This window comes from Hymenobacter sp. UV11 (assembly GCF_004684095.1).
GTDB lineage: Bacteria > Bacteroidota > Bacteroidia > Cytophagales > Hymenobacteraceae > Hymenobacter.
Genome location: NZ_SRII01000006.1, coordinates 404,457 through 429,646 on the forward strand (window position 1 = coordinate 404,457; position 25,190 = coordinate 429,646).

The 25,190-nt window shown below is 62.4% G+C and carries 24 protein-coding genes; 16 read left to right on the plus strand and 8 right to left on the minus strand.

What is annotated here, in order from left to right; genetic code table 11:
* Positions 1-216: 216 nt before the first annotated feature.
* From E4631_RS13735 to E4631_RS13750, 4 genes are all read right to left on the minus strand, one after another.
* On the minus strand, positions 217-1,002 hold the full coding sequence (locus E4631_RS13735) for a S1/P1 nuclease (protein WP_133659273.1): 786 nt from the start codon (positions 1,000-1,002) through the stop codon (positions 217-219).
* A 76-nt stretch (positions 1,003-1,078) separates the two neighbouring features.
* Positions 1,079-1,675, minus strand: coding sequence for a Uma2 family endonuclease (locus tag E4631_RS13740; protein ID WP_133659274.1), 597 nt, complete (start codon positions 1,673-1,675; stop codon positions 1,079-1,081).
* Between the two features lie 42 nt (positions 1,676-1,717).
* Positions 1,718-3,139 (minus strand): carbohydrate porin, encoded by a 1,422-nt coding sequence (locus E4631_RS13745; RefSeq protein WP_133659275.1) that lies wholly within the window; start codon positions 3,137-3,139, stop codon positions 1,718-1,720.
* 131 nt (positions 3,140-3,270) lie between these two features.
* Positions 3,271-5,319 (minus strand): M13 family metallopeptidase, encoded by a 2,049-nt coding sequence (locus tag E4631_RS13750; protein WP_133659276.1) that lies wholly within the window; start codon positions 5,317-5,319, stop codon positions 3,271-3,273.
* Between the two features lie 167 nt (positions 5,320-5,486).
* Here E4631_RS13750 and E4631_RS13755 point away from each other — a divergent pair, with 167 nt between their 5' ends.
* From E4631_RS13755 to E4631_RS13765, 3 genes are all read left to right on the plus strand, one after another.
* Complete coding sequence (locus E4631_RS13755; RefSeq protein ID WP_133659277.1) at positions 5,487-5,924, plus strand: hypothetical protein; 438 nt, start codon at positions 5,487-5,489, stop codon at positions 5,922-5,924.
* A gap of 174 nt (positions 5,925-6,098) precedes the next feature.
* Positions 6,099-6,359, plus strand: a complete 261-nt coding sequence (locus E4631_RS13760; protein WP_133659278.1) for a hypothetical protein — start codon at positions 6,099-6,101, stop codon at positions 6,357-6,359.
* Positions 6,360-6,482: 123 nt separating this feature from the next.
* Positions 6,483-6,974: a GNAT family N-acetyltransferase gene (locus E4631_RS13765; protein WP_133659279.1), complete on the plus strand. Its 492-nt coding sequence runs from the start codon at positions 6,483-6,485 to the stop codon at positions 6,972-6,974.
* Between the two features lie 118 nt (positions 6,975-7,092).
* Here the strand turns inward: E4631_RS13765 and E4631_RS13770 are convergent, their stop codons facing one another.
* Complete coding sequence (locus tag E4631_RS13770) at positions 7,093-9,174, minus strand: T9SS type A sorting domain-containing protein (protein ID WP_133659280.1); 2,082 nt, start codon at positions 9,172-9,174, stop codon at positions 7,093-7,095.
* 179 nt (positions 9,175-9,353) lie between these two features.
* On the opposite strand from E4631_RS13770, the gene E4631_RS13775 reads away from it, so the two are divergent.
* The 5 genes from E4631_RS13775 (at position 9,354) to E4631_RS13795 (ending at position 12,915) form a co-directional block, all read left to right on the plus strand.
* A complete protein-coding gene (locus tag E4631_RS13775) occupies positions 9,354-9,746 on the plus strand; it encodes a carboxypeptidase-like regulatory domain-containing protein (protein ID WP_133659281.1) in 393 nt (130 codons plus the stop codon).
* Positions 9,747-9,879: 133 nt separating this feature from the next.
* Positions 9,880-10,185, plus strand: a complete 306-nt coding sequence (locus tag E4631_RS13780) for a hypothetical protein (RefSeq protein WP_133659282.1) — start codon at positions 9,880-9,882, stop codon at positions 10,183-10,185.
* Between the two features lie 410 nt (positions 10,186-10,595).
* Positions 10,596-10,778 (plus strand): hypothetical protein, encoded by a 183-nt coding sequence (locus E4631_RS13785; RefSeq protein WP_133659283.1) that lies wholly within the window; start codon positions 10,596-10,598, stop codon positions 10,776-10,778.
* Complete coding sequence (locus E4631_RS13790) at positions 10,775-11,395, plus strand: response regulator transcription factor (protein WP_133659284.1); 621 nt, start codon at positions 10,775-10,777, stop codon at positions 11,393-11,395. Before E4631_RS13785 ends, E4631_RS13790 begins: the two co-directional genes overlap by 4 nt.
* Positions 11,396-11,502: 107 nt before the next feature.
* Positions 11,503-12,915 (plus strand): vanadium-dependent haloperoxidase, encoded by a 1,413-nt coding sequence (locus tag E4631_RS13795; RefSeq protein ID WP_133659285.1) that lies wholly within the window; start codon positions 11,503-11,505, stop codon positions 12,913-12,915.
* Between the two features lie 117 nt (positions 12,916-13,032).
* On the opposite strand, the gene ettA is transcribed toward E4631_RS13795, so the two are convergent.
* Positions 13,033-14,700 carry an energy-dependent translational throttle protein EttA gene (ettA, locus tag E4631_RS13800; protein ID WP_133659286.1) on the minus strand — a complete coding sequence of 556 codons (1,668 nt, stop codon included), beginning with the start codon at positions 14,698-14,700 and terminating at the stop codon, positions 13,033-13,035.
* A gap of 299 nt (positions 14,701-14,999) precedes the next feature.
* On the opposite strand from ettA, the gene E4631_RS13805 reads away from it, so the two are divergent.
* The 3 genes from E4631_RS13805 (at position 15,000) to E4631_RS13815 (ending at position 17,437) form a co-directional block, all read left to right on the plus strand.
* Positions 15,000-16,319: a DUF349 domain-containing protein gene (locus E4631_RS13805; protein WP_133659287.1), complete on the plus strand. Its 1,320-nt coding sequence runs from the start codon at positions 15,000-15,002 to the stop codon at positions 16,317-16,319.
* Between the two features lie 79 nt (positions 16,320-16,398).
* Positions 16,399-16,620 carry a DUF2795 domain-containing protein gene (locus E4631_RS13810; RefSeq protein ID WP_068339058.1) on the plus strand — a complete coding sequence of 74 codons (222 nt, stop codon included), beginning with the start codon at positions 16,399-16,401 and terminating at the stop codon, positions 16,618-16,620.
* Between the two features lie 145 nt (positions 16,621-16,765).
* Positions 16,766-17,437 (plus strand): ABC transporter ATP-binding protein, encoded by a 672-nt coding sequence (locus tag E4631_RS13815; protein WP_240734900.1) that lies wholly within the window; start codon positions 16,766-16,768, stop codon positions 17,435-17,437.
* On the opposite strand, the gene E4631_RS13820 is transcribed toward E4631_RS13815, so the two are convergent.
* Entirely contained in the window at positions 17,438-18,640 is a 1,203-nt protein-coding gene (locus tag E4631_RS13820; protein ID WP_133659288.1) for a lycopene cyclase family protein, read from the minus strand.
* 134 nt (positions 18,641-18,774) lie between these two features.
* Between E4631_RS13820 and E4631_RS13825 the strand changes: the two genes are divergently transcribed.
* From E4631_RS13825 to E4631_RS13835, 3 genes are all read left to right on the plus strand, one after another.
* Positions 18,775-20,868, plus strand: a complete 2,094-nt coding sequence (locus E4631_RS13825; RefSeq protein ID WP_133659289.1) for an OmpA family protein — start codon at positions 18,775-18,777, stop codon at positions 20,866-20,868.
* A 78-nt stretch (positions 20,869-20,946) separates the two neighbouring features.
* Positions 20,947-21,993: a PorP/SprF family type IX secretion system membrane protein gene (locus tag E4631_RS13830; RefSeq protein WP_133659290.1), complete on the plus strand. Its 1,047-nt coding sequence runs from the start codon at positions 20,947-20,949 to the stop codon at positions 21,991-21,993.
* A 69-nt stretch (positions 21,994-22,062) separates the two neighbouring features.
* A complete protein-coding gene (locus tag E4631_RS13835; RefSeq protein WP_133659291.1) occupies positions 22,063-23,328 on the plus strand; it encodes an SUMF1/EgtB/PvdO family nonheme iron enzyme in 1,266 nt (421 codons plus the stop codon).
* Between the two features lie 194 nt (positions 23,329-23,522).
* Here E4631_RS13835 and E4631_RS13840 read toward each other — a convergent pair whose 3' ends face one another.
* Positions 23,523-24,251, minus strand: coding sequence for a ComF family protein (locus E4631_RS13840; RefSeq protein WP_240734902.1), 729 nt, complete (start codon positions 24,249-24,251; stop codon positions 23,523-23,525).
* Positions 24,252-24,386: 135 nt separating this feature from the next.
* Here E4631_RS13840 and E4631_RS13845 point away from each other — a divergent pair, with 135 nt between their 5' ends.
* Together E4631_RS13845 and E4631_RS13850 are read left to right on the plus strand one after the other, a co-directional pair.
* The gene (locus tag E4631_RS13845; RefSeq protein WP_133659292.1) at positions 24,387-24,785 is read left to right on the plus strand and encodes a carboxymuconolactone decarboxylase family protein; all 399 of its coding nucleotides are present in this window, start codon (positions 24,387-24,389) and stop codon (positions 24,783-24,785) included.
* A complete protein-coding gene (locus tag E4631_RS13850; RefSeq protein WP_240734904.1) occupies positions 24,775-25,152 on the plus strand; it encodes a hypothetical protein in 378 nt (125 codons plus the stop codon). Before E4631_RS13845 ends, E4631_RS13850 begins: the two co-directional genes overlap by 11 nt.
* The last annotated feature ends 38 nt before the right edge of the window (positions 25,153-25,190 follow it).

A 25,190-nucleotide genomic window follows, 5' to 3' on the forward strand; every position in this document is an offset into this window, starting at 1 on the left:
GTTTTACGCCGGTTTAGCCAGTTAAAAAAAAGTTGCGCTCCCGCGCTGGTTTGCCCCCACCCGTAAGCCTGGTGTAACTTTGACTGTTTATGACGCAAGTGTACAGGCGGCCTACCCCTTCAGGCTGAATAAATTGCGCATGAAAAAGCCCGCTGCTTCTACCTGGAGCAGCGGGCTTTTTTTATGCAGGCTTGGGCCTACCAGAGCCCGGGCGGCTTACTTGAACGCCTCGTTGAGCACGGCGGCCAGCCGCAAGCCGGCTTGCTGCAGGCGCTGCTTCACCTGGTCGGCGTGGGCGGGGTAGTAACGGTAGTCGGGGTTGGGGTTTTGGGCCGCGTCGGCGTAGAGCTGCGTAGCCAGCGTGTACGACTCGAAGAGCCACTCGGCGGGGTCGGCCGTGGCCTGCCAGGTCTTGGCGAGGGGGGTAGGCACGGGGCTGTACTGTTGGCCCATCTCGGTGTAGGTGAGGCCCTGGTAGTCGAGCAGGCCGCTGTCCCAGAGGCTGTGCAGGTTGGTGTCCTTACCCCGGTAGGTCATTTTGATATCGTTGCCGCCCTTGTCCTCGGCGCGGCCGGTGTGCATGGGCTGGTGAATATCGCCCACGATGTGCACTACAAAGTCGAGGGCCTCGGCCCGCTGCTCGCGCGTCTTGGCCGGGTCCTTCATCTCTTTGATTTTCAGTAATAAGGCACTATAGGCGTTGGGCGTAGTCTGCGCTTTCACGGTTTGCAGGTACTGGTCGTGGCCCAGGCCCAGGGCGGTGTTCACGTAGTGCCAGGGCGCGGTATCCTTATACTCGGGCAGGTAGCGCATCTCATCGGGGATGGTGCTGACCATGGCCAGCGACTGCGTGCCGAGCAGGGCGGCCACCTGGCGGCGGGCCTTTTCAGTGAGGTGGTTTTCGGCGATGATGCCGATGGCGCGGTGGCCTTCGACGCCCCAGGCCCACAGGCGCAGGGGTAGGGCGGCCAGCAGGGCCAGCGCAAACAATACTTTCTTCATGAATAAGCAGCAATAAAAGACCGGCAAGGACAGCCTGCCGGGCGCAGGGTTGCAGGCAGGAAGACGGCGCAGCAGTTCAGTCTTCGGTAAAAATCTCGGCCCATTCGAGAGCCAGGCCGGGCAGCGTGGCTACCGGCATAAGGCCCGGCTCAATGTACTCGCCGGCCAGTTGGTAGCACTCACTCTCAAGCACATAGGCTGTTATTGTATTCTGGCCCGGATATACTATCCAGTACTCGCGCACGCCGCTTTCCTCGTAAAGGTCGAACTTGGTTTTAGTGTCGCGGGCGGTGTTGCCGGGCGATACGATTTCGATAATCCAGTCGGGCGCGCCCAGGCAGCCCCGGTCATCGAGCTTGGCTGGGTCGCACACTACGCAAATGTCAGGTTGCACAACGGTCGTAATCTGCTGGTCGCCATTGGCCCCGCCCGTGGTCAGGCGCACGTCGAACGGCGCGTGGTACATTTCGCAACTGCCGCTACGTAAAAAGGAGGCTATCAGAAATTCTAGTCGATTTGAAAGCTGCTGGTGCCGCCGGCTCGGGCCGGCCATCGGCTGCATCACCTTGCCTTTGATAAGCTCCACGAACTTATCAAATTTCCACGTTAGATAATCGGCGTAGGTATACGTCTTGCTGAAGTCGAGCTGCGAAAGCTGGGTGATGGGTTCCATGGCGCCAGGGGTGGGTGCACTGGTAAAGATATCCCTACCCCCCTAAAACTCGACGTGCAGGCGCAGGGCCACCACGTGGATGGGGCCCTTGCGGTCGTGGTTGTAGCCGGGGTTTACCGCGAACTGATAATCGGGCGTGATGGCGGCGTGGTACTTCGGAAAGTCGATGCTGTAATACAGTTCCGTCACAAACTCGGGGGCGTAGTTGAGGGCGCCGTCGCCGAGCATGAAGCCGTAGCCGCCGGCAGCCAGGTAGTTGCGGTGGCCGGGCGAGATACCGTTGACGACGGTGGCCAGGCCCAGGCGGTCGGTGGCGCGGTGCCAGCGGGTGCCGGTGCTCACCAGGCCCAGGCTCACGCTCTGGTCAACTTCGGTGAAAGCCCAGGTTTCGTTTTTGCCGTCGTTGTAGCTCAGGCGGCCAAAGGCCCCCAGCTCGTGGCCCAGCTCCTGCTCAAAATTGAAGGCGAAGCCGGTTTTGCCGTGGCTGGGGCCCCGCACACTGATGATGTCGGGCCGGGCGTTGACGTAGGGCGAGTTCAGGGCCTGCTGGTAGTTGCCCATCGCGGCCACGTTGTGGAAGCCCAGCACGCGCACCGTGCCTTGGTGACCACGCAGGTGGTAGGTCTTCGAGATTTCCACAGATTCGCCGTGGGCCTTGGCGTAGTCGTAGTCGAGGGTAGGGCCGTTGGCGTAGGTGGGCAGCAGCGCCGAGGCCGCTCGCACCGCAAAGCCGGGCACGATGTACTCGATAACGCCGCCCACGGTGTAGCCGCGGGTGTTGGCGGGGTAGTCCCAGGCGCCGGCGCTCATCAGGGTCCAGTTCATAAACTGGGTGCGCGGGTCGTGCGAGTAGCTGTTCTGGTCGAAGTAGTCGGCCAGGCAGATTTTACCGGCCGTGATGCTGAGGTAGCGCACCGGGCGCGGACCGCCTACCTGGTTGAGGTCGTCGTCGTCGTCCACCACTTCCGAGCCAAGGGCGAAGCGCTGCTGCAGGTACAGGCGCGCCAGGTAGAGCACCGGCTCGGGCGAGCCCACCCGAAAAGTCTCGCCGTTGAGGGCACCGCCCAGGCCCGACGCGCTACTTAGGCCGCTACCCCCCGATACCTCAGGGTTGAGAATGACAGTAGCATTTTTCCAGAGGCGCCGGCCCAGGTAGAGCGTGGTAGTGAGCGACATAGCCGCAGTTTCCCGCGGCCGGAGGCTGAGGCTATCGGTGTAAGGGGCCGTAAAATTGCCGTGCCACTGCCGGATAATAGTTTGCTGAAAATGCAGGCTCCAGCTGTGGTCGTCGTTGGGCTGGCCATTGTCGACGTGCACCGGCTCTTGGGCCGAGGCGCCCACCGGCGGCTTGCGCGGCGTGGCCGACGAAGGTGGCGTGACGGCGCCCTGGCCGTAGGCGGTGCCAACGGCAGCCAGGGCTAGCCCGCCCGCCACGGCCAGCATCCGCAAAGAGGTAAAAGTCATCAAACAGCTAAAGAATAAGCCTGCGGGCAATATGCCCAACAAAGGTAAGCCCGGCCGCGAAGCCAGGCTTATACTCACTTAATCTTCATGCAGATGCGGCAGTTTGTTTACGCGTTGCCTTGCCTGGCCGGCTACCAGATTTTCACCCGCGCCGAATCGGGGATGTACAGCTTCTGGCCGGGCTTCACCCCGAAAGCCTCGTAGAAGGCGGGCACGTCGGCCATGGGGCCGTTCACGCGGTACTGGGCGGGCGAGTGCACATCGGTGAGCAGCTGCGAGGCCAGGGCCTCATCGCGCACATGCATCTGCCAGCCAAGCGCGTAGCCGAGGAAGTAGCGCTGCACCGGCGTGAGGCCGGCCACTTTCCTACCCTCCTTATATTCCTTCGTTTTCTTGAACGCATCGAGGCCTATGACGATGCCGCCAAGGTCGGCAATGTTTTCGCCGGCCGTGGCCTTGCCGTTGATGTGCATCGAGTCGAGCAGGGTGTAGCTGTTGAACTGCTTGACAATCACATTCACGCGCTGGTTGAAGCGCTTGCGGTCGTCCTTGCTCCACCACTCGTGCAGGTTGCCGTGGGCATCATACTGGCTGCCCTGGTCGTCGAAGCCGTGGGTGAGCTCGTGGCCGATGGTGCTGGCCCCGGCATAGCCGTACACCAGCGCGTCGTCGGCGTCGGCGTCGAGCAGGGTAGGGATGGCGAAGGCGGCGGCGGGCAGCACAATCTCGTTGTTGCTGGGGTTGTAGTAGGCGTTGTAGGTCTGGGGCGTCATGCCCCACTCGGTGCGGTCTACGGGCTTACCCAGCTTGTTGAGCTGGTAGTTATACTGCCACTCGTTGGCCCGCATTACGTTGGCAGCCAGCGAGCTGCGGTCGATTTTCAGGTTGGAGTAATCGCGCCACTTGGTGGGGTAGCCCACCTTGGGCATGATAGCGTGGAGCTTATTCTGGGCCACTACTTTGGTGGGCGCGCTCATCCAGTCCACGTTTTGGATATGCTGGGAGAACGACGACACCACATTTTTCACCAGCGTATCGTAGCGGGCTTTGGCCTCAGGCTTGAAGTATTCTTTCACAAATAGCTGACCTAGCGCATCGCCTAAGGCGTCTTCCTGCATGTCGAGCACGCGCTTCCAGCGGGGGCGCATGGCCTTGGCGCCACGCAGCTGCGTGCCGTAGAACTTGAAATTCTCGTCTACAAAAGGCTGGCTGAGGGTAGAGGCATACTCGCGGGTCAGCTGCCAGCTGAGGTAGGCTTTCCAATCATCTACCGGCTTGGTTTTCAGGAGCTGGCCCACGGCCTGGTAAAACTCGGGCTGGCCCACAATGACGCTATCGACGCTCGTGACGCCCAGTTGGCCCAGCCAGGATTTCCAGCTCACACCCGGCGTCAGCTTATCGAGCTGGGCCAGGGTCATCTTGTTGTAGTTTTTGTACGGGTCGCGCAAGTCTGCGAGCTTGCGCGACGACTTGGCCAGCGTAGTTTCGAGAGCCATCACCTTGGCCGCGCTAGCGTTGGCGGCGGTCGAGTCCTGGCCTAGCAGCTTAAACATGCTGGCCACGTGGCGCACGTAGGCGCGGCGGATGCCCTTGGTGCGGTTGTCGGTGTTGAAGTAGTAGTCGCGATTGGGCAGGCCCAGGCCGCTCTGGTGCAGGTACAGCGCCATCTTGTCGCTGTTCTTTTCGTCCTGGTTCACGCGCGGGCCGATGAGGGCGCGCACGCCCAGCCGGATTTCGTGGGCGATAACGCCCGGCACGTCAGCCGTCGTTTTGATGGCCGCGATGCGGTCCAGCTCGGGCTTGATGGGCGTGTAGCCCAGCTGGTTGGCCTTCACCGAGTCGATGCCCACGGCCCAGAAGTCGCCGATTTTCTGCTGGTTGCTGCCGGCGGCGGCGCTAGCCTTGGCGGCCTCTACACTGGTCGCGCGCAGGCGGGCGTAAATCTCCTTTTGCACCTCGATGCCGATGCCCGAGTTGCTTTCCGAGGCCGGAATGGGATGGCCCTTAATCCAGGCGCCGTTGGCGTAGCTGAAAAAGTCGTCGCCCGGCGCCACGGTGGTATCAAGGGCAGCGCGCAGCAAATCGGGCTGCTTGCCCGTGGCCGATGACGAGGTGGAAGACGAGTTGCAGGCCGTGGCCAGGGCGGCCAGCAGCGGCAGCGCCAACAGGTTTTTGTTCATAGAAAAGAGGAAGAGCCGGCAAATTAGCAAGAAGTAGTAGCGCGAACTTTGTAGTTCGCGTCCCCAAGCCATTTAACCGCTTGCCGTTCAAGGACGCGAACTACAAAGTTCGCGCTACTGCCAATAGGCGGCGCTTTGCGTAGGACCGTTGCACCAACTTTACCTAAATGACCCTTACCCGCCTACTCCTGCTCAATTTTACGCTGGCCACCTACCTCACCGGGGTTATCTGGGTGGTGCAGCTGGTAACGTACCCGGCCATGGCGCTGGTGGGCAAGCCCGAATTCATGCGCCACCACGCCGCCCACACGCAGGGCATGGGCTGGGTGGTGGGCGCGCCCATGGTGCTGGAGCTGGCCCTGGCCGGCTGGCTGGCCTGGGCCGCCTACCCCACCTGGGGCGCGGGCACGGCGCTGGGGCAACTGGCATTGGTGCTGGCGGTGTGGGCCGTCACGTTTTTTATCTCGGTGCCGTTTCACAACCGGCTGGCGGCCGGGGGCTTCGACTACGTGGCCATCGATGGCCTTGTGCGCACCAACTGGCTGCGCACGCTGGCCTGGACGGCCCGGGCGGCCTGGCTCGGCTGGCTGCTGAGCAGGGGGTAGGGGCAGCTTTAGCTGGCCGTTTTCGGCACTGGCCCGTGGGTAAAGCGTCCTCCCCGCTCCTTAACGGCTGGCTAAAGCTTACCGTACACTCCTTATTTACTGCGGCGGGCTAACGCCTACCCTACACTTTCCCGCCGTAACTTGCGGCCTTAAATCCGGCTTTCTTGTATGATAATGAAACGCTTCCTGCCCGCGCTGCTGGCGTCGGCAGTCCTGACGCTGTCTCTGGCGGCCTGCAATGGTGAATCGCCCACAGGGGCTGACACGGGCACCACGCCCGACGACGTAGCCACTGCTCCCCTACCCCCCCTGCCCGCTGCCGTGGACACCACGGGTGGCAAAAAGGCTCCCGAACCCGCGGCCAATAGCCCCATGCGCGAGCTGAGCGCTCCCAACGCTGTGGAAGACATTAAGAAGATGCAGCCGCAGATGTAAATCACGGATTTGCGCTGACTTAAGCAAATTTCGCAGATTCAGACGATTTCTTTAGCACGCTTTAGCCTGGGCTACTGAACTGCCTGGCAGTTCAGTAGCCCAGGTTTTTGTCTTTTTTCCTTTATGATAACTTCCCCTACCCTGCGCCGCGGCCAAGAAGCCGACCTACCCCGCGTGCTGGCCCTCATTCAGGAGCTGGCCGTGTATGAGCGCGCCCCCGACGCCGTGACGAATACCCTGGAAATGATGCGCCGCGACGGCTTCGGGCCCGCGCCTATTTTCGGCTTCTTCGTGCTCGAAAACGGCGACGACCTCGTGGGGCTGGCGTTGTTTTACACGGCCTACTCGACTTGGAAGGGCCGGATGCTATTTCTGGAAGACCTGGTGGTGACGGAGGCTGCCCGGCGCGGCGGCCACGGCCGCCGACTTTTCGACGCCGTGGTGGCCGAGGCCCAGCGCACCGGCGCCCAGCGCATGAAGTGGCAGGTGCTTGACTGGAACGAGCCCGCCATTGCCTTCTATAAAAAGCTCGGCGCCACCATCGAAAGCGAGTGGCTCAACGGTAACCTCAGCGCCGAGGAGCTACGCGATTACCGGTTTGCCGGCGGGCAGTGAGCAGTGAGCAGTGAGCAGTGAGCAGTGAGCAGTGAGCAGTGAGCAGTGAGCAGTGAGCAGTGAGCAGTGAGCAAAATAAACGTCGTGCTCGCCAACTCACTACTCACCACTTCACCATTTAGAGCCGGATGAACTTAACCGTGCGGCTGCCCTGGTCGTCGGTGAGGCGCAGCAGGTAGAAGCCGGGGCGCAGGCCAGTGGCGTCGAGGGTGAGGATGTTGGGGCCGGCCTGCACGGTTACGCGCTGGCCGCGGTGGTAGCGGCCCAGGTCGTCGTAGAAGCGCAGCACCAGGTCGCCGCTGGCAGCGGCGGGGTAGCTGAGCTGCAACTGATTGCCGGTAAGCGGATTGGGAAATACCTGCACCTCGGCCAGGGCGTCGGTGCTAAGCAGAATGGGCGCCGCGTAGTCGGTGCTGCCACCGGGCCGGCGCAGGCCCAGGCGGTAGTAGTGCATGCCCGCCTGCTGCTGCGGGTCGGTGAGCGCGTACTGGCCGCTGGCCTGCCCGGCGGCGGCGGTAGCCACCACTTGCCAGCCGCCGGCCGCCGCTGTGGTATCGAGGCCCGCGCTGCGCTCCAGCACGAAGCCCATGACAAAGCACTCGGCGCGGGTACTGAAAACCAGGCCGGGCGCGGTGGCTGCCGCCAACGCCGTGAGCGGTGCCGGCAGCATGGCCACCCCGCCGCAGCCCCGGTTGCGAAAGCTACGGGTGCGCAGCACCAGGCGCCCGCCGGCCACGTCCGATACCGGGTCGAGGGTACGCAGGTTGGCGCCCGCCGCTACGCCGTAGTGCATGATGGCGCCCGGCCGAATGAGGTGCGAAAGCTGCTGCGCATGGCCCAGCTCGTGCACGGCCACCGACTCAAAATCGTACTGCCCTACCCCCGCCAGCGCGGGCCCAAACTGAAAGGGCAGGCTGGTGGCAAACTGCTGGTCGATTTCGGACACGTAAAACACGACCTCGCCCTGCGCATTGTAACAGCCTTGGTAGTAAGAGGTGGTGCGCCCCAGCACCCGCGCCGGCAGCGTGCCATCGTCGAGGGCAATCACGTTGTTTTTGTCCGAAGCAATGGTATTGGCCGTGGCATCGGCACCCAGCTCCCAGTTGATGCCCGAGGCGCAGCGCCACTGCGTCAACGCCCGCTGCCAAGCCGCGCCCGCCGCCGCATTACTCCGAAAATTGGGGCTGAAATGAAACGTGATGCCCCCCGTGGCATTGGTGGCCACGTGGTTGGGGCGGTCCGCCACGTCGCTGGCCGTGTTATCGACGTTGGCGAGGGCGTAGATAATGGTGAGCGACGTGGCCGTGGTGGCGGCCGTGCCATCGCTGGCCGTGACCGTGACGGGCCCCGTGCCAGCGGGGTGGCCGTTGCTGGCCAGCGACGGCACCTGCACCTGAATCTGGGTATCGGTCCAGCTCAGGTAATCGCGGGCCAGGGCGCGGGTGGTAGTGGCGCCCCCATCGTCGGCATTGCGAAAATCGACGCCGCCGCTGCCTCGGCTGCTCCCAAAGCCACTGCCCCGAATGGTGAGCACCATGCCCGTGCCGGCCGTGGCCTGGGCCGGGCTAAAGGCCGTGATGCTGGGCGCCAGCGTGCGTTGGGTAGGAGCAGGGGGGGTAGGGCTGGCCGCCGCGGCCAGGCGCGGGTTGGCCCGCAGCAGTTGCGTCACTTGGCCGCTGAGAACCTCAGTCTGCTGCCGGGCGGCGGCCCAGGTGGGGTAGGCGCGGGCGGGCTCGGCTGCGGTGCCCTGGGCCAGGTCGTAGGTAATGACGCCCTGGCTGGATGCGTAGGCCGCGTAGGCCGGCCCTACCCCCGGCCACGGCGCGGGCACCAGAAAAAAAAGTCCCTGCTGGCCCACGGGCAGCGCGCGCAGGGTGCTGGTTAGCTCCTGCCGGGCCAGGCCCACCTGGCCGCCTTCCAGCAGCAGGGGCAGGGCGGCGGTGTCGGGCAGCGCGCCCTTCAGCACCCGGAACACACGCAGCCGCTGCCGCGTGAAAATATGCTGGTGCTTGGCGTCCCACTCACCTTGCTCATCAAGCACTTCGGCTTCGACGATGAGCTGGGCGGCTTGTACGCGCTCGGCGGGCAGCAGCGGCAGCAGCAGGCAGGGCAAGGGGGTAGGCTGGGCCGCCAGCCGGCCCAGGCTCGTGGCCAGCAGCAGCGGCAGCAGCCCTCGCCGCAGGGTTGAGAAAAAGCGCATGCACGAAAGTATCACTGCGCCGCCCTACCCCCACCGCGGCGGCCAACGCAAGCCCGGCACGCTTTCTGAAAGGAGCTTTTGCCGTGGGCGGTTCTGCCCTGGCAGGCCGTATCTTTCTTCCTTCCCACCCTTTCTTTATCTGGCTCAGCGCCTGCGGGCAAACAGCCATCTTTAGTGATATGAAGCAGCTTATTCCCTTGCTCTTAGTGAGCTGGCTGGTGGCGGGCACCAGCCCCGCCAGCGCCCAAACTACCCCCGGCAGCGGCTCGCCCGCCCAGCCTTGCGCCGCCTATACCGGCCGGGTAGCCGCCAACGAAAAACCTCTGGCCGGCGTGAGCGTGAGCGTTAAAGGCACCAATATCATCCTCATTACCAATCAGGAAGGCTTTTTTGCGCTCCCGCCCAAAGTTACCCAGCTGCCTACCCTCTCGGTGAATGCCGCCGGCTATGCCCCGCAGGAGCTGACGCTGACGTCATGCATGCCCGTCGTGATTGAGATGCAGCTGCTGCCCGGCACCCGCATCAAGAAACACGGCAAGCGCAAGGGCTTTATTATGAACGCGGGCTACTAAATACGAAGCTGCTAAACAATATTTTGCCAGCGGCCCGCGGGTCGTTTGTCTTTGCCTGAACACGTAGCCGCCGCCCGCCTGCGGCGGCTTGTTTTATTTTATCTGCGTGCTGGTGGCAGCCCGCCACAACTAAGTGCCTGTTTCTCCCCCCGCCTTTGTCATTGCGCGCAGCCTGCGGGTGCCGGGGCTGGGGCTACTGGTGCTGCCGGCCGCGCCGGCCCCGGCCTGGTTGGCCACGCTGGCCCTGCACACGGCCCTGGCCCTGCGGCTGCACCGGCCCGGCCAGCCGCCCCTACCCCTGCCCGCCACCCTGGAAGAAGTAGCCCACGGCAATGAGCCTCCCGTGCGCGCCCTGCTGCTCGATGCCGACCCCGGCGGCCCCCTACCCGCGGGCGCGTGGCTAGCGCTGGAAATTATTCAGCCCGAACAGTTGCTTTAACCAAGTAAAGCGTGTACATTGACGGCGCTTTACTACTCTACCTCAATTGATTGGACCAGCCACACCGGTGTTTACCGGTGTCGGGCTGGGTACTTGCTGCCTGAACTGGCCACTGGGCTTCTCGTGCCTACCCTGCTAACGGTATTTGCTCCTGCGCCTTGCTCTGCGAGGCCGCGCCTATCGGCGCTTTGCCAGCCGGCTACCCGGCGGCATCCCCTGCATGTTGGCGCTCTGGCCTGGGCGGCTGGTCTGTTTTCTTAGGCGGCTCCTTGGGCAGTATGTTTCGTTGGCTCCAGGCGCTCTTTTGCTGAGATGAGCCTTTGCCTGGGCAATGCTGCGGGCCGCTGGCCGGTGGCATTGGCTCAGCCCGGCTGCTGCACGCTTTTCTTACCCCACCCTTCTTTTTTACTATGAAAACAACTTTTCGCGCGCCCATCAGGCGGCGTATTTTGCTGGGTTCCCCCCAGTTTTCGGAGTTGGCCGAATCGGGCCAAGCCATTGGGCAGCCGACGCGGCAGCCGCTAGCCAGCCCCGGCTGCCAGGTTAGCCAGGGGGCATTGGCCGGCAACCAGCGCTTTTTGCGGGCCCAATGAATACGCTCGCCGCGACGGCCCTTATTGCGGCCGCCCCTACCCTGTTTCGGCAGGGACTACTGGCCCTACTGCGCGAGCGCTGGCCCCAGCTGCTGCTCAGCCTCACCGCCGATGCCACGCAAGTGCCTGACCTGGTGACGCATCATGCGTTTGCCCTCTTGGTGCTCGATGGTGCCCTGCCGGGCCTACACATGCCCGAGCTGCTGGCCCGGCTGCACCAGGCCCGCCCCACCCAGCGCCTGGTAGTGCTGGCCGACCCGCACACCCTGGGCCGGCGCAACACGCCGCTGGCCTGGCCGGGTACCCGCCTGCTGGTGCCCAGCCAGGTGGCGCCCCAGGCGCTGGCCACTGCCCTGGCGCCGTGGCTCGACGCGCTGCTCGAAGCCAAACCAGTTTCCGGATGCCCTACCCCCCTGCCCGACAGCCACTTCAGCGCCCGCGAGCTGCAAGTGCTGCGCCTGGTGGTGGAGGACCACTGCAACGAGGAAATTGCCAACCGCTTGTTTATCAACGTGCGCACGGTGGAAAGCCACCGCCGCAACCTGCTGCACAAGGCTGGCACCCGCACGCTGGTGGGCCTGGCCGCCCGCGCCGTGCGCGAGGGCTGGGTGGCCTGAAAACAGAAAGTTCAGTGCTGGTACTGATGCCAGGGGCAGGGAGCAAAACGTGCTTTGCAAGTAGCTAATGGAGGACACTTCCTTCCTCTGAAAACTACTTTTTTGCCATGCTTACGCCTCCCGTAACGCCCCCGCCCGGCAACGTCATCCTTGCCTGGAATAATATTTACCTGGACCTGGTGCGCCACATTGGTGGCGCGCCGGGGCCGCTGGCCCGCATTGGGGCGCTCATGCACCTGGCCATGTATGAGGTGGTGAACCGGCTGACGCCGGGCAACCAGTACCCCACGCTGCTACCCCCGCCCACCAAGCCGGCGCCGCCCCTTGCGGCCGCGGGCACCAGCGCCGCCTACGCCGCCTGTTTTGTGCTCACGGAAGCCATCAAAAGCTATGTAACGGCCGCCCGCAAGATGCAGGGCGAGGTACTCGACCCCTTCGACCCGTTTCAGGTGCTACCGGGCCTCGACCCGCAGGTGCTGGGACTGGCCGTGCATACTGATGACACAACTAACGGTGTAGCACAAGCTTACGGCCAGGAAATTGCGCAGCTGCTGCTGGCCAAGTACCCGGCTGATACGGGCCTGGAGACGGCCGTGGAGCCCATGCTGGATGCGGAAACGCCCGGCGAATGGCGGCCCACCGATGCCAGCCAGGCCCTGACGCCGCACTGGGGCAAACTACCCTTGTTTTTCTTGAGCAAGCCGGCGGCGCAGTACCATCCTACTGCCATTCCGGCGGGGCTGTACAACTACCCCGACCTGCTGAAATCGATGCTGTATGCCATGCAGCTGGCGGAGGTAAAGCTGCTGGGCGAAGCGCATTCCACGGCCCGCACGCCCACCCAAACCGAGATTGCCTTCTTCTGGGCCAACGACCTGAACGGTACTTCCAAGCCGCCCGGCCAGCTTTATACCATCACCCAGACGCTGGCCCAACAGGCGGGCATAGTACCGGGCGGCTCGGCCATGGCCATCACCACCACGGGGCAGCTGCTCGAAACGGCCCGGCTCTTTGCCCTGGCGGGCACGGCCATGGTCAATGCGTCTATCGTGGCCTGGCAAGCCAAGTACTATTCGCCCAATAGCCAACACCCGATGCGCCTGTGGCGGCCCGAAACGGCTATTCACCTGGCCACCGAAGACGGGAACCCCAGCACCGTGGCCGAGGCTACCTGGCAACCCTTGTCGGCACAGATGAGCGGCACCCGTTTTTCGCCCAATTTTCCGGCCTACGTATCGGGTCATTCTACGTTTGGGGCGGCCTGGGCGGCGGCCATGCACGAATTTTTTGGCACTAACGCCATTGCTTTTACGGCCACTACCGAAGACCCCCACGCCCTGCGCGACGAAAACGGCGTTCGCCGCACCCGCTCGTTTACTTCCTTCACGCAAGCGGCCCTCGAAAACGGCCGCAGCCGCGTGTACCTGGGCGTGCACTACCAGTTCGACGCCAATGGCGGGTTTGAGATTGGGACGAAAGTGGGGCAGGATACGGCCGTCAAGTTTCGCAAGACGCCGTAGGTGCGTGAAGCAGCCAGCAAGGGCTGGACGCCGTTTCCGCAGCGGGGCAAAAAAAAGCCCAGCCAACGGCACAGGTGCCGCCGGCTGGGCTTTACTCTTCAGTTGATAAAAAGCTCCCTACCCCAGCTTTTTATAGCGAACACGCTTGGGCTCCACATCGCCGAGGCGCTTGCGCTTGGCTTCTTCGTAGTCGGAGAAGTTGCCTTCGAACCACACCACTTCCGAGTCGCCTTCGAAGGCCAGGATGTGGGTAGCGAGCCGGTCCAGAAACCAGCGGTCGTGGCTGATGATGACGGCGCAGCCGGCGAAGTTCTCCAGGGCGTCTTCCAGGGCCCGGATGGCGTTCACGTCCAGGTCGTTGGTGGGCTCGTCGAGCAATAGCAAGTTGGCGCCCTGCTTGAGGGTCATGGCCAGGTGCACGCGGTTTTTCTCGCCGCCCGAGAGCGTACCGACTTTTTTCTCCTGGTCGCCGCCGCCGAAGTTGAACTTGCTGACGTAGGCCCGCGAGTTGACAGGCCGGCCGGCGAGCAGCATGGTTTCGGTGCCGCCCGTGATGGTGTCGAACACCGACTTGGCGGGGTCGAGCGAGTCGTGCTGCTGGTCGATGTAGGCCGTTTGCACCGTGGGGCCGACTTCGAAAGTGCCGGCATCGGGCTGCATCTGGTCGGTTATCATGCGAAACAGCGTGGTCTTGCCCGCGCCGTTGGGCCCGATGATGCCCACGATGCCGCCCTGGGGTAGAGAAAAACTCAGGTTCTCAAACAATAGCTTGTCGCCAAAGGCTTTGCGCAAGTTCTCGGCCTCAATGACCTGCGCACCCAGGCGCGGGCCGTCGGGAATGAAAAGCTCCAGCTTCTGCTCCTTGTCCTTGGCTTCTTCACTGGCCAGCTTGTCGTAGTTGGCCAAGCGGGCTTTGCCCTTGCTCTGGCGGGCTTTGGGCGACATGCGTACCCATTCCAGCTCGCGCTGCAAGGTTTTGGCGCGCTTGCTTTCGGTGTTTTCTTCCTTGGCCATGCGGTCAGTTTTCTGCTCCAGCCAGCTGCTGTAGTTGCCCTTCCACGGAATGCCGGTGCCACGGTCAAGCTCCAGAATCCAGCCCGCCACGTTGTCGAGGAAGTAGCGGTCGTGGGTTACCGCGATAACGGTGCCTTTATACTGCTGCAGGTGCTGCTCCAGCCACAGCACGCTTTCGGCGTCGAGGTGGTTGGTGGGTTCGTCAAGCAGCAGCACGTCAGGCTCTTGCAACAGGAGGCGGCACAGGGCTACGCGGCGCTTCTCACCGCCCGAGAGGTTGCCGATGACGGCCTCCTGCGGCGGGGTGCGCAGGGCATCCATGGCGCGCTCCAGCTTGCTGTCGAGGTTCCAGGCGTCGAGCTGGTCGAGGCGCTCCTGCACGGTGCCCTGGCGCTCCAGCAGCTTGTCGAAGTCGGCGTCTTCGGCCCCGAAGGCCTCGTTTATTTCGTCAAATTCCTTGAGCAGGGCTACTGTTTCGGCCACACCTTCTTCTACTACCTCGCGCACGGTTTTGGCGGCGTCTAGCTGGGGCTCCTGTTCGAGGTAGCCCACCGAGTAGCCGGGCGAAAACACGACTTCGCCCTGAAACTGCTTATCGACGCCGGCGATGATTTTCAGGAGGCTCGACTTGCCCGAGCCGTTGAGGCCGAGCACGCCGATTTTGGCGCCGTAGAAAAAGGAGAGGTAGATATTTTTGAGAACTTGCTTCTGGGGCGGGTAAATCTTGCTTACCCCGGCCATGCTGAAGATAATAGTGGGCTGGTCGGACATTGCGGATAAGGGAACGAAGGTGAAGATGCGGAATGCTGCAAAGCTACCGCGTAGCCGTAGGTTAAGCGGGCGGCGCGGGAGCAAAAAAAAAGCGCGCTACGGGGCAAAAAAACGCCGATTCGACCAGGAATCTACCCCTACCCCCTCCCCCACCGAAAACCTAAACGCGGGAAGTGCGTCCTGCAAAGCAGCAACACGCAATTTTCCGCGTAAACTTGTAGTTCATTCCTCGTCCACGTTCGAAGCCAACTGCTGCGCTTGCCGACGTTTTTACCTCACTCTATCTTTCCCATTTCCCAATGGAACTCCCCGACCACCCGCTCACGGAAGCCCGCCGATATGGCTACGTGGAAGACGGGGGCGTGTGGCTACGCCCCGTGCTGGGCCTGCCGGCCCGCCGTATCGGCCAGGTTAAAGACACCGACGACGATGCACTCCGCTACTTCGCCCAACGCTACGAGGCCTTCCGGGCTAAAATCGACGAGCTGCTAGACCGCTTACAAGCCGCTGATAACCAGGGCTCGTACCTGATGAAACTGCTGCACTTGCAGGAGCAGACTCAGCAGCACGATGGCCTCGGCGACTACGAGCGCCTGCACCGCCGCCTCAAGGAGGCCGAGCAGCAGCTCAACGTGTCGGTGGCCCACAACCGCGAGAAAAACCTGGCCACCAAAACCAGCCTCATTGAGCAGGCCGTAGCCCTGGCCAACACCGAGGAGTGGATTACGGCCAGCGAAACCGTGAAGGACCTGCGCCAGGCCTGGCTCAAGACCGGGCCCGTCGACAAGGCCCTGACTGAGGAGTTGGAAGCCCGCTTTCACGGCGCGGTACAGGAATTTTTTGACCGGCGCAAGGCTTTCCAGACCGACCGCAAGGCGATGGCCCGCCGCACCGTGGAGCGCTACCGCGACCTGGTGAACCAGGCCGAGGTGCTGAAAAACTCCGACCAGTTTGAGGCTACTTCGCGCCAGCTCAAGCAGCTGCAAACCGCCTGGCGCGACGTGAACGGCAATCTGCCCAAGAAGCAGGCGGCCGAGATGTGGACCAAGTTTCGGGCGGCCAACAACCACTTTTTCGAGCGCCTCAAAAAGCATATCGAATCGCAGCGCCCGGCCGAGGTGCGGCCCGGTGCCGCCCCCGGCTCGCCCGAGGAAAGCCTGCTGCGCAAGCGCGAGCTGGCCCGCCGCGCCGAGGCGCTCATTGCCCTACCCCCCAACCAGGGCGTGACGCAGGCCAAAAACCTGCAAGCCGAGTGGAAGCAGAGCGGCGCCGTGCGCGGCCCCGAGTCGGACCAGCTGTGGCAGCGCTTTATGCTGGCCTGCGATAAGGTGTTTGAAATGAGCGCCCTCGACTACTACCTGCGCAAGCGGCAGGCCGAAGGCAGCCCGGCGCCCTCGCCCAGCGAGCGGGCCGAACAGGCCACGGTGGCCCTGCGAAAATTTATCGAAAGCGACCGCCAGGAGCTGGCTACGCTTCAGGATAACCTGAGTAAGCTCAACAACTCAGCAGCTAACGACCAGTTTCGGCAGCTGCTGCAAGGAAAAATTCGCACCTTTGAGCGCAAAATTCAAACTAAAACAGAATTAATTGCGCTATTTCAATTGCCGATTGGCGATTAACCCTCAACTGGCCTATTTTATGTAGCGCCAGTTGACCTTACTTTTAACATTCTTTCATCAACGCCTACCCCTCCTTACCATGTACTGGACCCTCGAACTAGCCTCCTATCTGGAAGATGCACCCTGGCCCGCCACCAAGGACGAACTCATTGACTTTTCCATTCGCTCAGGTGCTCCTATGGAGGTAGTTGAAAACCTGCAGGGTCTGGAAGATGACGGCCAACCCTACGAAAACATCGAGGAAGTGTGGCCTGACTATCCTACCAAGGAAGACTTCATGTTCAACGAAGACGAATATTAATTCAGTTATCAATTATCAGTGAGCGATTATCAATTGTTCCTCAGGCACTTGCAGCAGTTGTTTTCTCCAAGTAAGCCTCCTGAAATTGCTCACTGATAATTGCTCACTGATAATTGAAAAACTAGTCGCGGGGTACCCCAATCGGGTGTTGCTCCGCGACTTTTCGTTGGCCCTACCCCCGGCTCCGGCCTTCGTGGCGGTGCTGGGGCACAACGGGGCGGGCAAGACCACGCTGTTTCGGGTGCTCACGGGGCAATTGCCCTACCGGGGTTCGGTGCGGCTAGGCGGCCCCGAAGAGCTGCGCACGCTGCGCGGCCCGGCCCTGGCCCGCCGCCTGGGCTACCTGCCGCAGCGCGGCAGCCTCGACTTTGCCCTCCCCACCCGCGAGCTGGTGGTGATGGGCCGCTACCGCCACCACGGGCTGTTCAGCACCTACGGCCCCGCCGACTACACCCGCGCAGACGCGGCCCTGGCTGCGGTGGGCGCCACGCACCTGGCCAACCAGGATTTTCGGCAGCTTTCGGGTGGCGAGCAGCAGCTGGTGTGGCTGGCCCAACTCAGCCTGCAAGACGCGCCGCTGTATTTGCTTGACGAGCCCACGCAACAGCTGGATGTGTATCACCGGCGGCGCATTTTTTCTTTGCTAGGTACTTGGGTGACAGCTGAAAGGCGCACCATCTTGTGCAGCACGCACGACCTGGACAGCCTGCCCGGAATGCCAGGCTTTTTGCTGAACTTGTCGCGGGCTCGGCCCGAGTTATTGCCTATTAGCGCTGAGTCGGTGCGGGTCGAACGGGAATTTCTGGAAAGAAGATAACTACGCTTTGCGCTGCCCCGGCCGGCCGCGCAGCACGTACCCAATGGAGCGCATAAAGGGCCCCGGCGCCACCGAGTTCATCACGCGCAGGTTGTCGGCCCAGCTGGTTTTTTCGTCCAGAAAGCGGAAGATGCGCTCGACGGGGTTGCGCTCGAATAGCTGCCGGAAGATGTCGCGGGTCGTTTCGCCCTGGCGCTGCATGATGTCGAGCAGCAGCGTGTCGAAGAGGCGGAACTGCCAGCGGTCGCCGGTGGGGTCGCGGGGGGGTAAGCCGGTGGCCGCCAGCGCCGCCACCAGCCGCACCGACTGCGCCTGAATGCGCCGAAACGCGTAGCCCGTGCTGGGCTTAGCCCGCCCGGCGCGCGTGCCCAGGTTGATAATGTGTGCCCCTACCCCCGTCGGCAGCGGGTGGTCGGTCATGGGAATAGCGCCGACTTCGGTAGCCGTAATGCGGTAGTCGGCGGGGGAGAGCTTGAGCGTATTTTGCAGGTAGTCAAGCAGCTGTGCTTCGTACTCGCTTTTGGGTAGCATCTTAGCCGAAAACAGCGTGTACTCGACCAGCGCCCGGCGCGGCCCAAAAGGCAGCATGTACATGAACCGCGCCTCGTGCTGCTGCTCGCCGCGAAAATCCATGAACTCGACCACGGTGGGGTCAAAAACGTCGCGGGTCGTCTCGATTTCCCAACCCAGAAAATGCTGGAGCAGGTAGCGGTACTTGGTGGGGTTGGGCGCAATAGCCGGCGGCCGGCTGTCGAAGGCAAAATGCGCGGTGAGTTCCTGCCCGGCCTCGGTGCGGGCACGCACCCCTACCCCCGTGTTTTCGAGCGACGTGACCCGGCCGCGCACCACCGTAAACTGGGCCGGCCGCGCCGCCAGCGCACCGTGCACAAACTGGTAAAAATCGAGGCCACGCACCGTGCGGTAACGGTACTTTCCCAAGTTGAGCACCCGCGTGAAACCCGGACTACGGAAGGCAATGTTATGCCATTCGCCGGCGGCCAGCTCGTCGAAGGGCGAGGGCTCATCGGCCCAGTATGACCAGGTGCGGTCGTTCTGGTCTTTGGGCTCGGGCTCGATGAGTAGCACCCGCTTATGGGCCAGGCGGGGCTCCTGGGCCAGATAATACGCCAGGCTGAGGCCCGCCGCGCCGCCACCCACCAGCAGGTAGTCGTAGGACGGGGCCAAATCGGGGGGGTAGGGCATGGCCTAAAGATATGTCTGGCCGGCGTTTTGGCAATTTAGTGTTAGGTTCGTAGTTCTAAGACACAGATGATTATAGACTTGGTATTTTTTTGTTATTCCCCGGTGCTTTACCCCGACTTATTTATTTCCACCCTATGAATTTATACACGGCGCTATTTTTTATGCCGGCTGCAGCCGCATTTCTGCTGGCCGCTCCGGCTGCCCAGGCTCAGTCGGTACTTTGGGCTAGCAAGGTGGAGGAAGTTTCTTCTGCCAAAGCCAAAGGCAAGGAGGCGTTTTCGCCCGACAAAGTCTTGGGCGAACCCAACTCCCAGCCGCTGGGCCAGGCCAACGACGAAGCCTGGACGCCGGGCAAAGACGGCTCCACCGAGTTCATTGAGGTGCGCTTTGCCAAGTCGCTCATCGCGCAGCAAGTCACCGTTATTGAGAACGTTAACCCCGGCGCCATCACTAAAATCGAGCTGATTGACATCAAAGGCGAGCGGCACGTAGTGTACACCAACCCCAATCCGGGGCCGCTGCCGGTGGGTTTCCGCACGCTGCAAGTGAAGTTCAAGCCCGAGAAATACCGCACTATCGGCGCCCGCGTGACGATGAACGCGTCGAAGGTAGACGGCCCGAACCAGGTTGACGCCATCGGCATTGCCAACGTGGTGGTGCAGATTGTGAAGCAGGATTTTAAGAATCCGGTCAAGACCGATGTGGAGACGGTGCAGATGGACTCGACCCTTAAGAACTTGGGTCCCAACATTAACAGCCGCTACGTAGACACTCACCCGGTGATTTCGCCCGATGGCCGCACCATGTTTTTTGCCCGCCAGTTTCACCCCAACAACGTGGGCGGCTCGCGCGACCCGCAGGATATCTGGTACTCGAAGCTGACGAGCGGCAAGAACCAGACCTGGAGCATGGCCAAGAACCTTGGCTCGCCGCCCAACGGCCCCGAAGACCCCAACGGCCTAGCCTCGGTGTCGGCCAACGGCCAGGTGGCGCTGCTCACCGGCGTATACGTCGATGGGTTTATGGAGCCCAAGGGCTTTAGCACGAGCCGGCGCTCGCCGGGCGGCTGGAGCGTGCCGCAGAAAGTGGAGATTGATAACTTCATCAACCGCGACCCCGAGAACATTGATGGCTACCTCGCTACCTCGGGCAAAGCCCTGCTAATGGCCGTGGACCGCCCCGATGGCCAGGGCGGCCAGGATATCTTCGTGAGCTTCCCCAAACCCCTGCCGGTGGGCGAGCAGCCCGACCCCAAGCGCCCCACCAAATGGGCTAAGCCCATTAGCCTTGGGCCTACTATCAACACGCCCGGCGCCGACTTTGCGCCCTTCCTGGCGGCCGACGATAAGACGCTTTATTTCGCTTCCAATGGGCACGGTGGATATGGGAAAAGTGATATTTTTTATTCGAAGCGTCTTGATGACTCCTGGACCAAGTGGAGCGCCCCGCGCAACCTGGGCCCGGTGGTAAACTCGCCCGATTTTGATGCTTATTACACGCTTTCGGCGGCGGGCGACAACGCGTATCTGGTGTCGGCGCGCAACGGTACCGATGGCTCGAAAGATATTTTTCGCATTGCGCTAGCCCCGGCTTTCAAGCCCGAAGTGGTGACGCTGGTGCAGGGTAAGGTGCTGGATGCGGTGACGAAAAAGCCCATTCGGGCCATTATTCACTACGAAAACCTGATTACGGGTGAAGAAATCGGCGTGACGGAAAGCTCGCCCATCGATGGCTCGTACACGATTGTGCTGCCGGCCGGCGTGCAATACGGCTACCGCGCCGAGTCGCCCGACTACATCGCCGAGAACGCCAGCCTCGATGCCACGGCTTCCGACAAGTACTCGGAGCAGCAGCAGGACCTGTTTATGGTGCCCTTTAAAGTGGGCCAGAAGGTGCGCCTGAACAATATCTTCTTCCCGCAGAGCAAGTACGTGCTGCAACCCAGCTCATTTCCCGAGCTGCTGCGCCTGGTGCGCATCCTGCGCGACTACCCCACGGTGGAAATTCTTATCGGCGGCCACACCGACAACCAGGGCGACCCGGTTCTCAACCTGAAGCTGAGCGAAGACCGGGTAAACGAGGTGAAGAAGTACCTGGTTAGCAAGGGTATAGACCCTAAGCGCCTGAGTACGCAGGGCTTTGGCGGCACCCAGCCTATCGCCAACAACGAGCAGGAAGAAACCCGCCGCTTCAACCGCCGGGTAGAATTTACGATTACGAAGAAGTAAGTTTGAGTGCCAGGTGCGCGTTATTGGTTGCCAGCGGGCCTGGGAACGAATAACGCGCACTTTGTATTAACTCGCTCAATGCCCCTACCCCCCCGCTTTTTGCTGAGTGCCCGGCCCTGGCTGGCGGGGCTTGGTTTGCTGGCCGCCGGCACGGCGCGGGGGCAGGATGTGTACTTTTCGCAAGCCTTCGCCAACCGCCAGGCCGACAACCCCGCCTGGACCGGCCTGGTGGACGATTACAGCGCCACGCTCAGCTACCGCGACCAGTTTCCGCAGCTGGCGGGCTCGTTTCAGACGGTGCAGCTGGCGGCCGGCTGGCGGCTGCCAAAACCCGGTTTGCACCACGCTATCGGCATTCTCATCAACCAGGACCGCACGGGCACCGTGGGCTACACCCGCCTCGGGGCTACCGCACAATACGCCTACCACACGCGCCTCACGCGCACCCTGGCCCTGAGCGGCGGGGCGCAGGTGGGCTACGGCCGCCAGCGCGTAGGCTACGACAACCTCACTTTTGGCGACCAGTATAGCGCCGATGGCAGCTATCAGGGGGCCACGGCCGAGAGCCTGGCGGGCTTTCCGCCCGTTAACTACCTCACGGTGGGGGTAGGCGGCGTGCTGTATGCCGAGCAGGCGTGGCTGAGCGTATCGGGCCATAACTTAAACCGTCCCGATTTGGGATTCAGCACCCAGGCGGGCCTACCCCTGCGGGTGGCGGTGAACGCGGGCTACAAGCTTTTTTTGCAGAAGCCCGCCGGCTCGGGCCAGAGTGAAGTGCACGAAATCAGCCTGGTACCTACCGTGGGCTACACCCGGCAGGGCAGCTCGCAGCGCTCGGAGGCGGGCGCGTATTTTATTGCTGACCCCGTGACGGTGGGCGCCATCTACCGCAACCTGGCCAGCCCCGACCTGGGCACCCAGCACGTAGTGGCCGTGGTGGCGGGCGTGGCAGTGGGTGACCTGCGAATTGGCTACAGCTACGACGTGGGCGTGAGCCAATTAGCGAGCGATTTGGGTGGGGCTCACGAAATAACTTTGACCCTTCGTGCGTTTGACAAGCTGGAAAGCGCCTTTCGCCGACTGAAAAGGCGGAATTATCCAAAAGCCCCTTGTCCCGACTTCTGATTGTGCGTAATATTGCAACCAAATGCCTCCTTTAATTTATTAGCCCTTTAGACACATCTTTTTTTCGTTATGCGATTCACTAACTATTTGAGCTTGCTTGCGGCCAGTAGTCTGGCTCTGGCCAGCTGCCACAAGGGGGCCCCTACCGCTACCAACCCCGGCAAGGCATCCTCGACCACGGGTATCGCCTACAATACCGACGAGGGTATGAAGGTGTCGGACTTCAAGAAAATCCCGACCGGGCCGGGCCTCGTGTACATCGAGGGGGGCCGCACTGTGCTGGGCTCGCAGGAAGAGGATGTGACCAACAACCACGACAACGTAGAGCGCACGGTGACTATCGCCTCGTTTTATATGGACGAAGCGGAGGTGGCCAACATTCACTGGCTCGAATACCTCCACTTCCTGCGCAAAGACTCCTCAGAAGAGAAATATAAGGCGGCTTTGCCCGATACCACGGTATGGGCGCGCGACCTGTCGTTCAACGACCCGTACGTAACCTACTACCTGCGCTACCCCGGCTTCCGCTACTTCCCGGTAGTGGGCGTGAACTGGCTGCAGGCCGACAGCTACTGCGCCTGGCGCACGGACAAGGTGAACGAGAACCTCGCCAAAGGTGGCAGCGGCGAAAAAAAGGGTGGCTTGTTTAGCAAAAAGAACAAAAAGGGCGATGCCAAGGCCAGCGGCGCCGCCGAGGGTGGTGGGGCTGGTGCCCTGGCCAACGGCAAGGGTGGTCCTTCGGTTGAGCAGGGCAACTTGCTACCTAACTACCGCCTGCCAACCGAAGCCGAATGGGAATACGCCGCGCAAGCGCTGGTGGGCACCCAGGAAGTGGGCAACGAAAACCAGGAAGAGAAGCGTATCTACCCCTGGGATGGCCGCTCGACCCGCAACCCGTATGGCAAAGGCCAGGGCCAGTTCCTGGCTAACTTTAAGCGGGGCCGGGGTGACTACGCCGGTATCGCGGGCAGCCTGAACGATGGCGCCATGATTACGGAGTACGTATACGCCTACCCCCCCAACGACTACGGCCTCTACAACATGGCTGGCAACGTGAACGAGTGGGTACAGGACGTGTATCGCCCGCTGTCGTTCCAGGATGTGGAAGACCTCAACCCGTTCCGCCGCAATGGCGTGGGTGACGACGCCAAAGGCTACGACAAAAAAGGCTACCAGAGCCTAGTCGACGACCACGTGCGTGTATACAAAGGCGGCTCGTGGCGCGATGTGGCCTACTACCTCTCGCCCGGCACGCGCCGCTTCATGGCGGAAGATTCGGCTACCTCGACCATCGGTTTCCGGTGCGCGATGATTAACGCCGGCTCGAACAAGTAGGACCACTGATTAGCGCGGATTTTAACGGATTTCACGGATTTTGTGGACGATTAATTAGGAGGGCTGCCCGGTTGGGCAGCCTTCTTTTTTTGGTAGACATTTGAAAAGCAATGACTGTATAGCGGGCTCGGTTAGGGCGCGGCCGCGCCGTCCACAAAATCCGTGAAATCCGTTAAAATCCGCGTGATCCGTGATTATTGTTCGGCGGCGGCGATGGTGGCGATGCTGACAGCGCGGGCCCCGGCGGCGAGCAGGGCCGCGCCGCAGGCTTCGAGGGTGGCGCCGGTGGTCAGCACATCATCTACCAGCAGGATGTGGCGGCCGGCCACGGCGGCTGGGTCGGCCACCTCAAATACCGTGGCCACGTTTTGCCAGCGCTCGGCGCGGCCCTTGCGCGTTTGGGAAGCGGTGTGCTCGGTGCGGCGCAGGGCGTGGGCCGCGCTGGGGCAGGGTAGGGCGGCGGCCAGGCCCGTGGCAAAAGCTTCGGCCTGGTTGTAGCCGCGGCGGGCCAGCTTGCGGCGGTGCAGCGGCACCGGCACAATAAGCTCAAACTCGGGCCCTAGGCCGGCAGTGGCCAGCTCGGCGCCGTAGAGCTGGCCCAGCGCCCGCCCTACCCCCGCCTGGCCCTGGTACTTGAGCTGGTGCAATAACTGCTGCACCCGGCCGTGGCGCTGGAAGCGCAGGTAGCTGAGCGTGTGCTGCACGGGCAGCTTGCCCCAGAAGCGCCGGGCCAGCGGGTTGTGCGCGGGCGGCAGCAAGTGGTAGTCGGTGTAGGGCAGCTCGGTGCGGCACGGGGTGCAGAGGTGCGCCTCGCCGGCCACCAGCGGCTCGCGGCAGGCCAGGCAGGGGCGTGGGAAGAACAGGGCTAGTAAGTCGGCCAGGAGGGGGCGCAGCATCTTTTTGGGCGGCTGGTGGTTGGGCATAGTGGGCGGGGCAAGCGGCGGGAAACGCCCCTACCCCCGTCCTTTGTAGTTGAAAGGCCCTGCGGCTGCCTAAGATACTGCCGGGCATTGCACTAAGCAGGTTTTGCTTCATTTATTCATTCTTATAGTTTATCCGTGTCACTCACCACTGATTTTGACGACTACCGCCAGCGCATGAACGAGCGCGTGCTGGCCTACGACAACAAGGTTATCAAGCGTTTCTTCAACCTCGACACCAATGCCTACCAGGCCGGCGCGGTGCCCGTGAAGGTGAAGGAGATGCTGGGCCTGGCCTGCTCGCTGGTGCTGCGCTGCGATGACTGCGTGAAGTACCACCTCGGCAAATGCCACGAAGAAGGCCTCTCCGACGACGAGATTTTTGAGGTGTTTTCCATTGCCAACCTCATTGGGGGCAGCATCGTGATTCCGCACTTTCGCCGAGCTGTGGAGTACTGGGAAGTACTGCGCGCCGAGGCCGCCCTGGGCGCACCCGGCACACACCAGGCTGCTACGCACCCGCCGCATGAGCACTAGTAGCCCTACCCCCCCCGCCGGGGCCGGCGAGAGCGAAGCCGAGTTCAACGAGCGCTGGGAGACGCTGCTGGCCGCTATGCAGGAGCGCTTTGACCGGCGGCCCGACCTCAATGCGCTGCTGCTGCTCATTGGGGTGCAGGAGCTGGGGCAGGGCGTGGCGGCCTTCACCAAAGAGCAAAAGCAGGACCTCATGCACATTGCTACCTGTAAGCTCTTCAGCCAGAGCGGCCACTACGCGCTGAAGCGCGTGGATGAAGAGGGCTGGCCCCACTACCAACTGGTGGTACCCGTGCCCTTCGCCAATCTGAAAGAACAGGAGCGCATGCTGAAATGGCACATCCTGGAATACTTTGACGAGTTAGATTAGAATTTCTTGTTCCTGGTTTCTGGTTCCTGGCTTGACGC

Bases quoted from the DNA above. Each gene is read 5' to 3' on its own strand.
- E4631_RS13745 (WP_133659275.1), bottom strand. From the start codon at position 3,139: ATGACTTTTACCTCTTTGCGGATGCTGGCCGTGGCGGGCGGGCTAGCC.
- E4631_RS13755 (WP_133659277.1), top strand. From the start codon at position 5,487: ATGACCCTTACCCGCCTACTCCTGCTCAATTTTACGCTGGCCACCTAC.
- E4631_RS13795 (WP_133659285.1), top strand. From the start codon at position 11,503: ATGCTTACGCCTCCCGTAACGCCCCCGCCCGGCAACGTCATCCTTGCC.
- E4631_RS13770 (WP_133659280.1), bottom strand. From the start codon at position 9,174: ATGCGCTTTTTCTCAACCCTGCGGCGAGGGCTGCTGCCGCTGCTGCTG.
- E4631_RS13820 (WP_133659288.1), bottom strand. From the start codon at position 18,640: ATGCCCTACCCCCCCGATTTGGCCCCGTCCTACGACTACCTGCTGGTG.
- E4631_RS13810 (WP_068339058.1), top strand. From the start codon at position 16,399: ATGTACTGGACCCTCGAACTAGCCTCCTATCTGGAAGATGCACCCTGG.
- E4631_RS13735 (WP_133659273.1), bottom strand. From the start codon at position 1,002: ATGAAGAAAGTATTGTTTGCGCTGGCCCTGCTGGCCGCCCTACCCCTG.
- E4631_RS13785 (WP_133659283.1), top strand. From the start codon at position 10,596: ATGAAAACAACTTTTCGCGCGCCCATCAGGCGGCGTATTTTGCTGGGT.
- E4631_RS13775 (WP_133659281.1), top strand. From the start codon at position 9,354: ATGAAGCAGCTTATTCCCTTGCTCTTAGTGAGCTGGCTGGTGGCGGGC.
- E4631_RS13850 (WP_240734904.1), top strand. From the start codon at position 24,775: ATGAGCACTAGTAGCCCTACCCCCCCCGCCGGGGCCGGCGAGAGCGAA.
- ettA (WP_133659286.1), bottom strand. From the start codon at position 14,700: ATGTCCGACCAGCCCACTATTATCTTCAGCATGGCCGGGGTAAGCAAG.
- E4631_RS13760 (WP_133659278.1), top strand. From the start codon at position 6,099: ATGAAACGCTTCCTGCCCGCGCTGCTGGCGTCGGCAGTCCTGACGCTG.
- E4631_RS13825 (WP_133659289.1), top strand. From the start codon at position 18,775: ATGAATTTATACACGGCGCTATTTTTTATGCCGGCTGCAGCCGCATTT.
- E4631_RS13790 (WP_133659284.1), top strand. From the start codon at position 10,775: ATGAATACGCTCGCCGCGACGGCCCTTATTGCGGCCGCCCCTACCCTG.
- E4631_RS13765 (WP_133659279.1), top strand. From the start codon at position 6,483: ATGATAACTTCCCCTACCCTGCGCCGCGGCCAAGAAGCCGACCTACCC.
- E4631_RS13840 (WP_240734902.1), bottom strand. From the start codon at position 24,251: ATGCCCAACCACCAGCCGCCCAAAAAGATGCTGCGCCCCCTCCTGGCC.
- E4631_RS13805 (WP_133659287.1), top strand. From the start codon at position 15,000: ATGGAACTCCCCGACCACCCGCTCACGGAAGCCCGCCGATATGGCTAC.
- E4631_RS13830 (WP_133659290.1), top strand. From the start codon at position 20,947: ATGCCCCTACCCCCCCGCTTTTTGCTGAGTGCCCGGCCCTGGCTGGCG.
- E4631_RS13740 (WP_133659274.1), bottom strand. From the start codon at position 1,675: ATGGAACCCATCACCCAGCTTTCGCAGCTCGACTTCAGCAAGACGTAT.
- E4631_RS13750 (WP_133659276.1), bottom strand. From the start codon at position 5,319: ATGAACAAAAACCTGTTGGCGCTGCCGCTGCTGGCCGCCCTGGCCACG.
- E4631_RS13835 (WP_133659291.1), top strand. From the start codon at position 22,063: ATGCGATTCACTAACTATTTGAGCTTGCTTGCGGCCAGTAGTCTGGCT.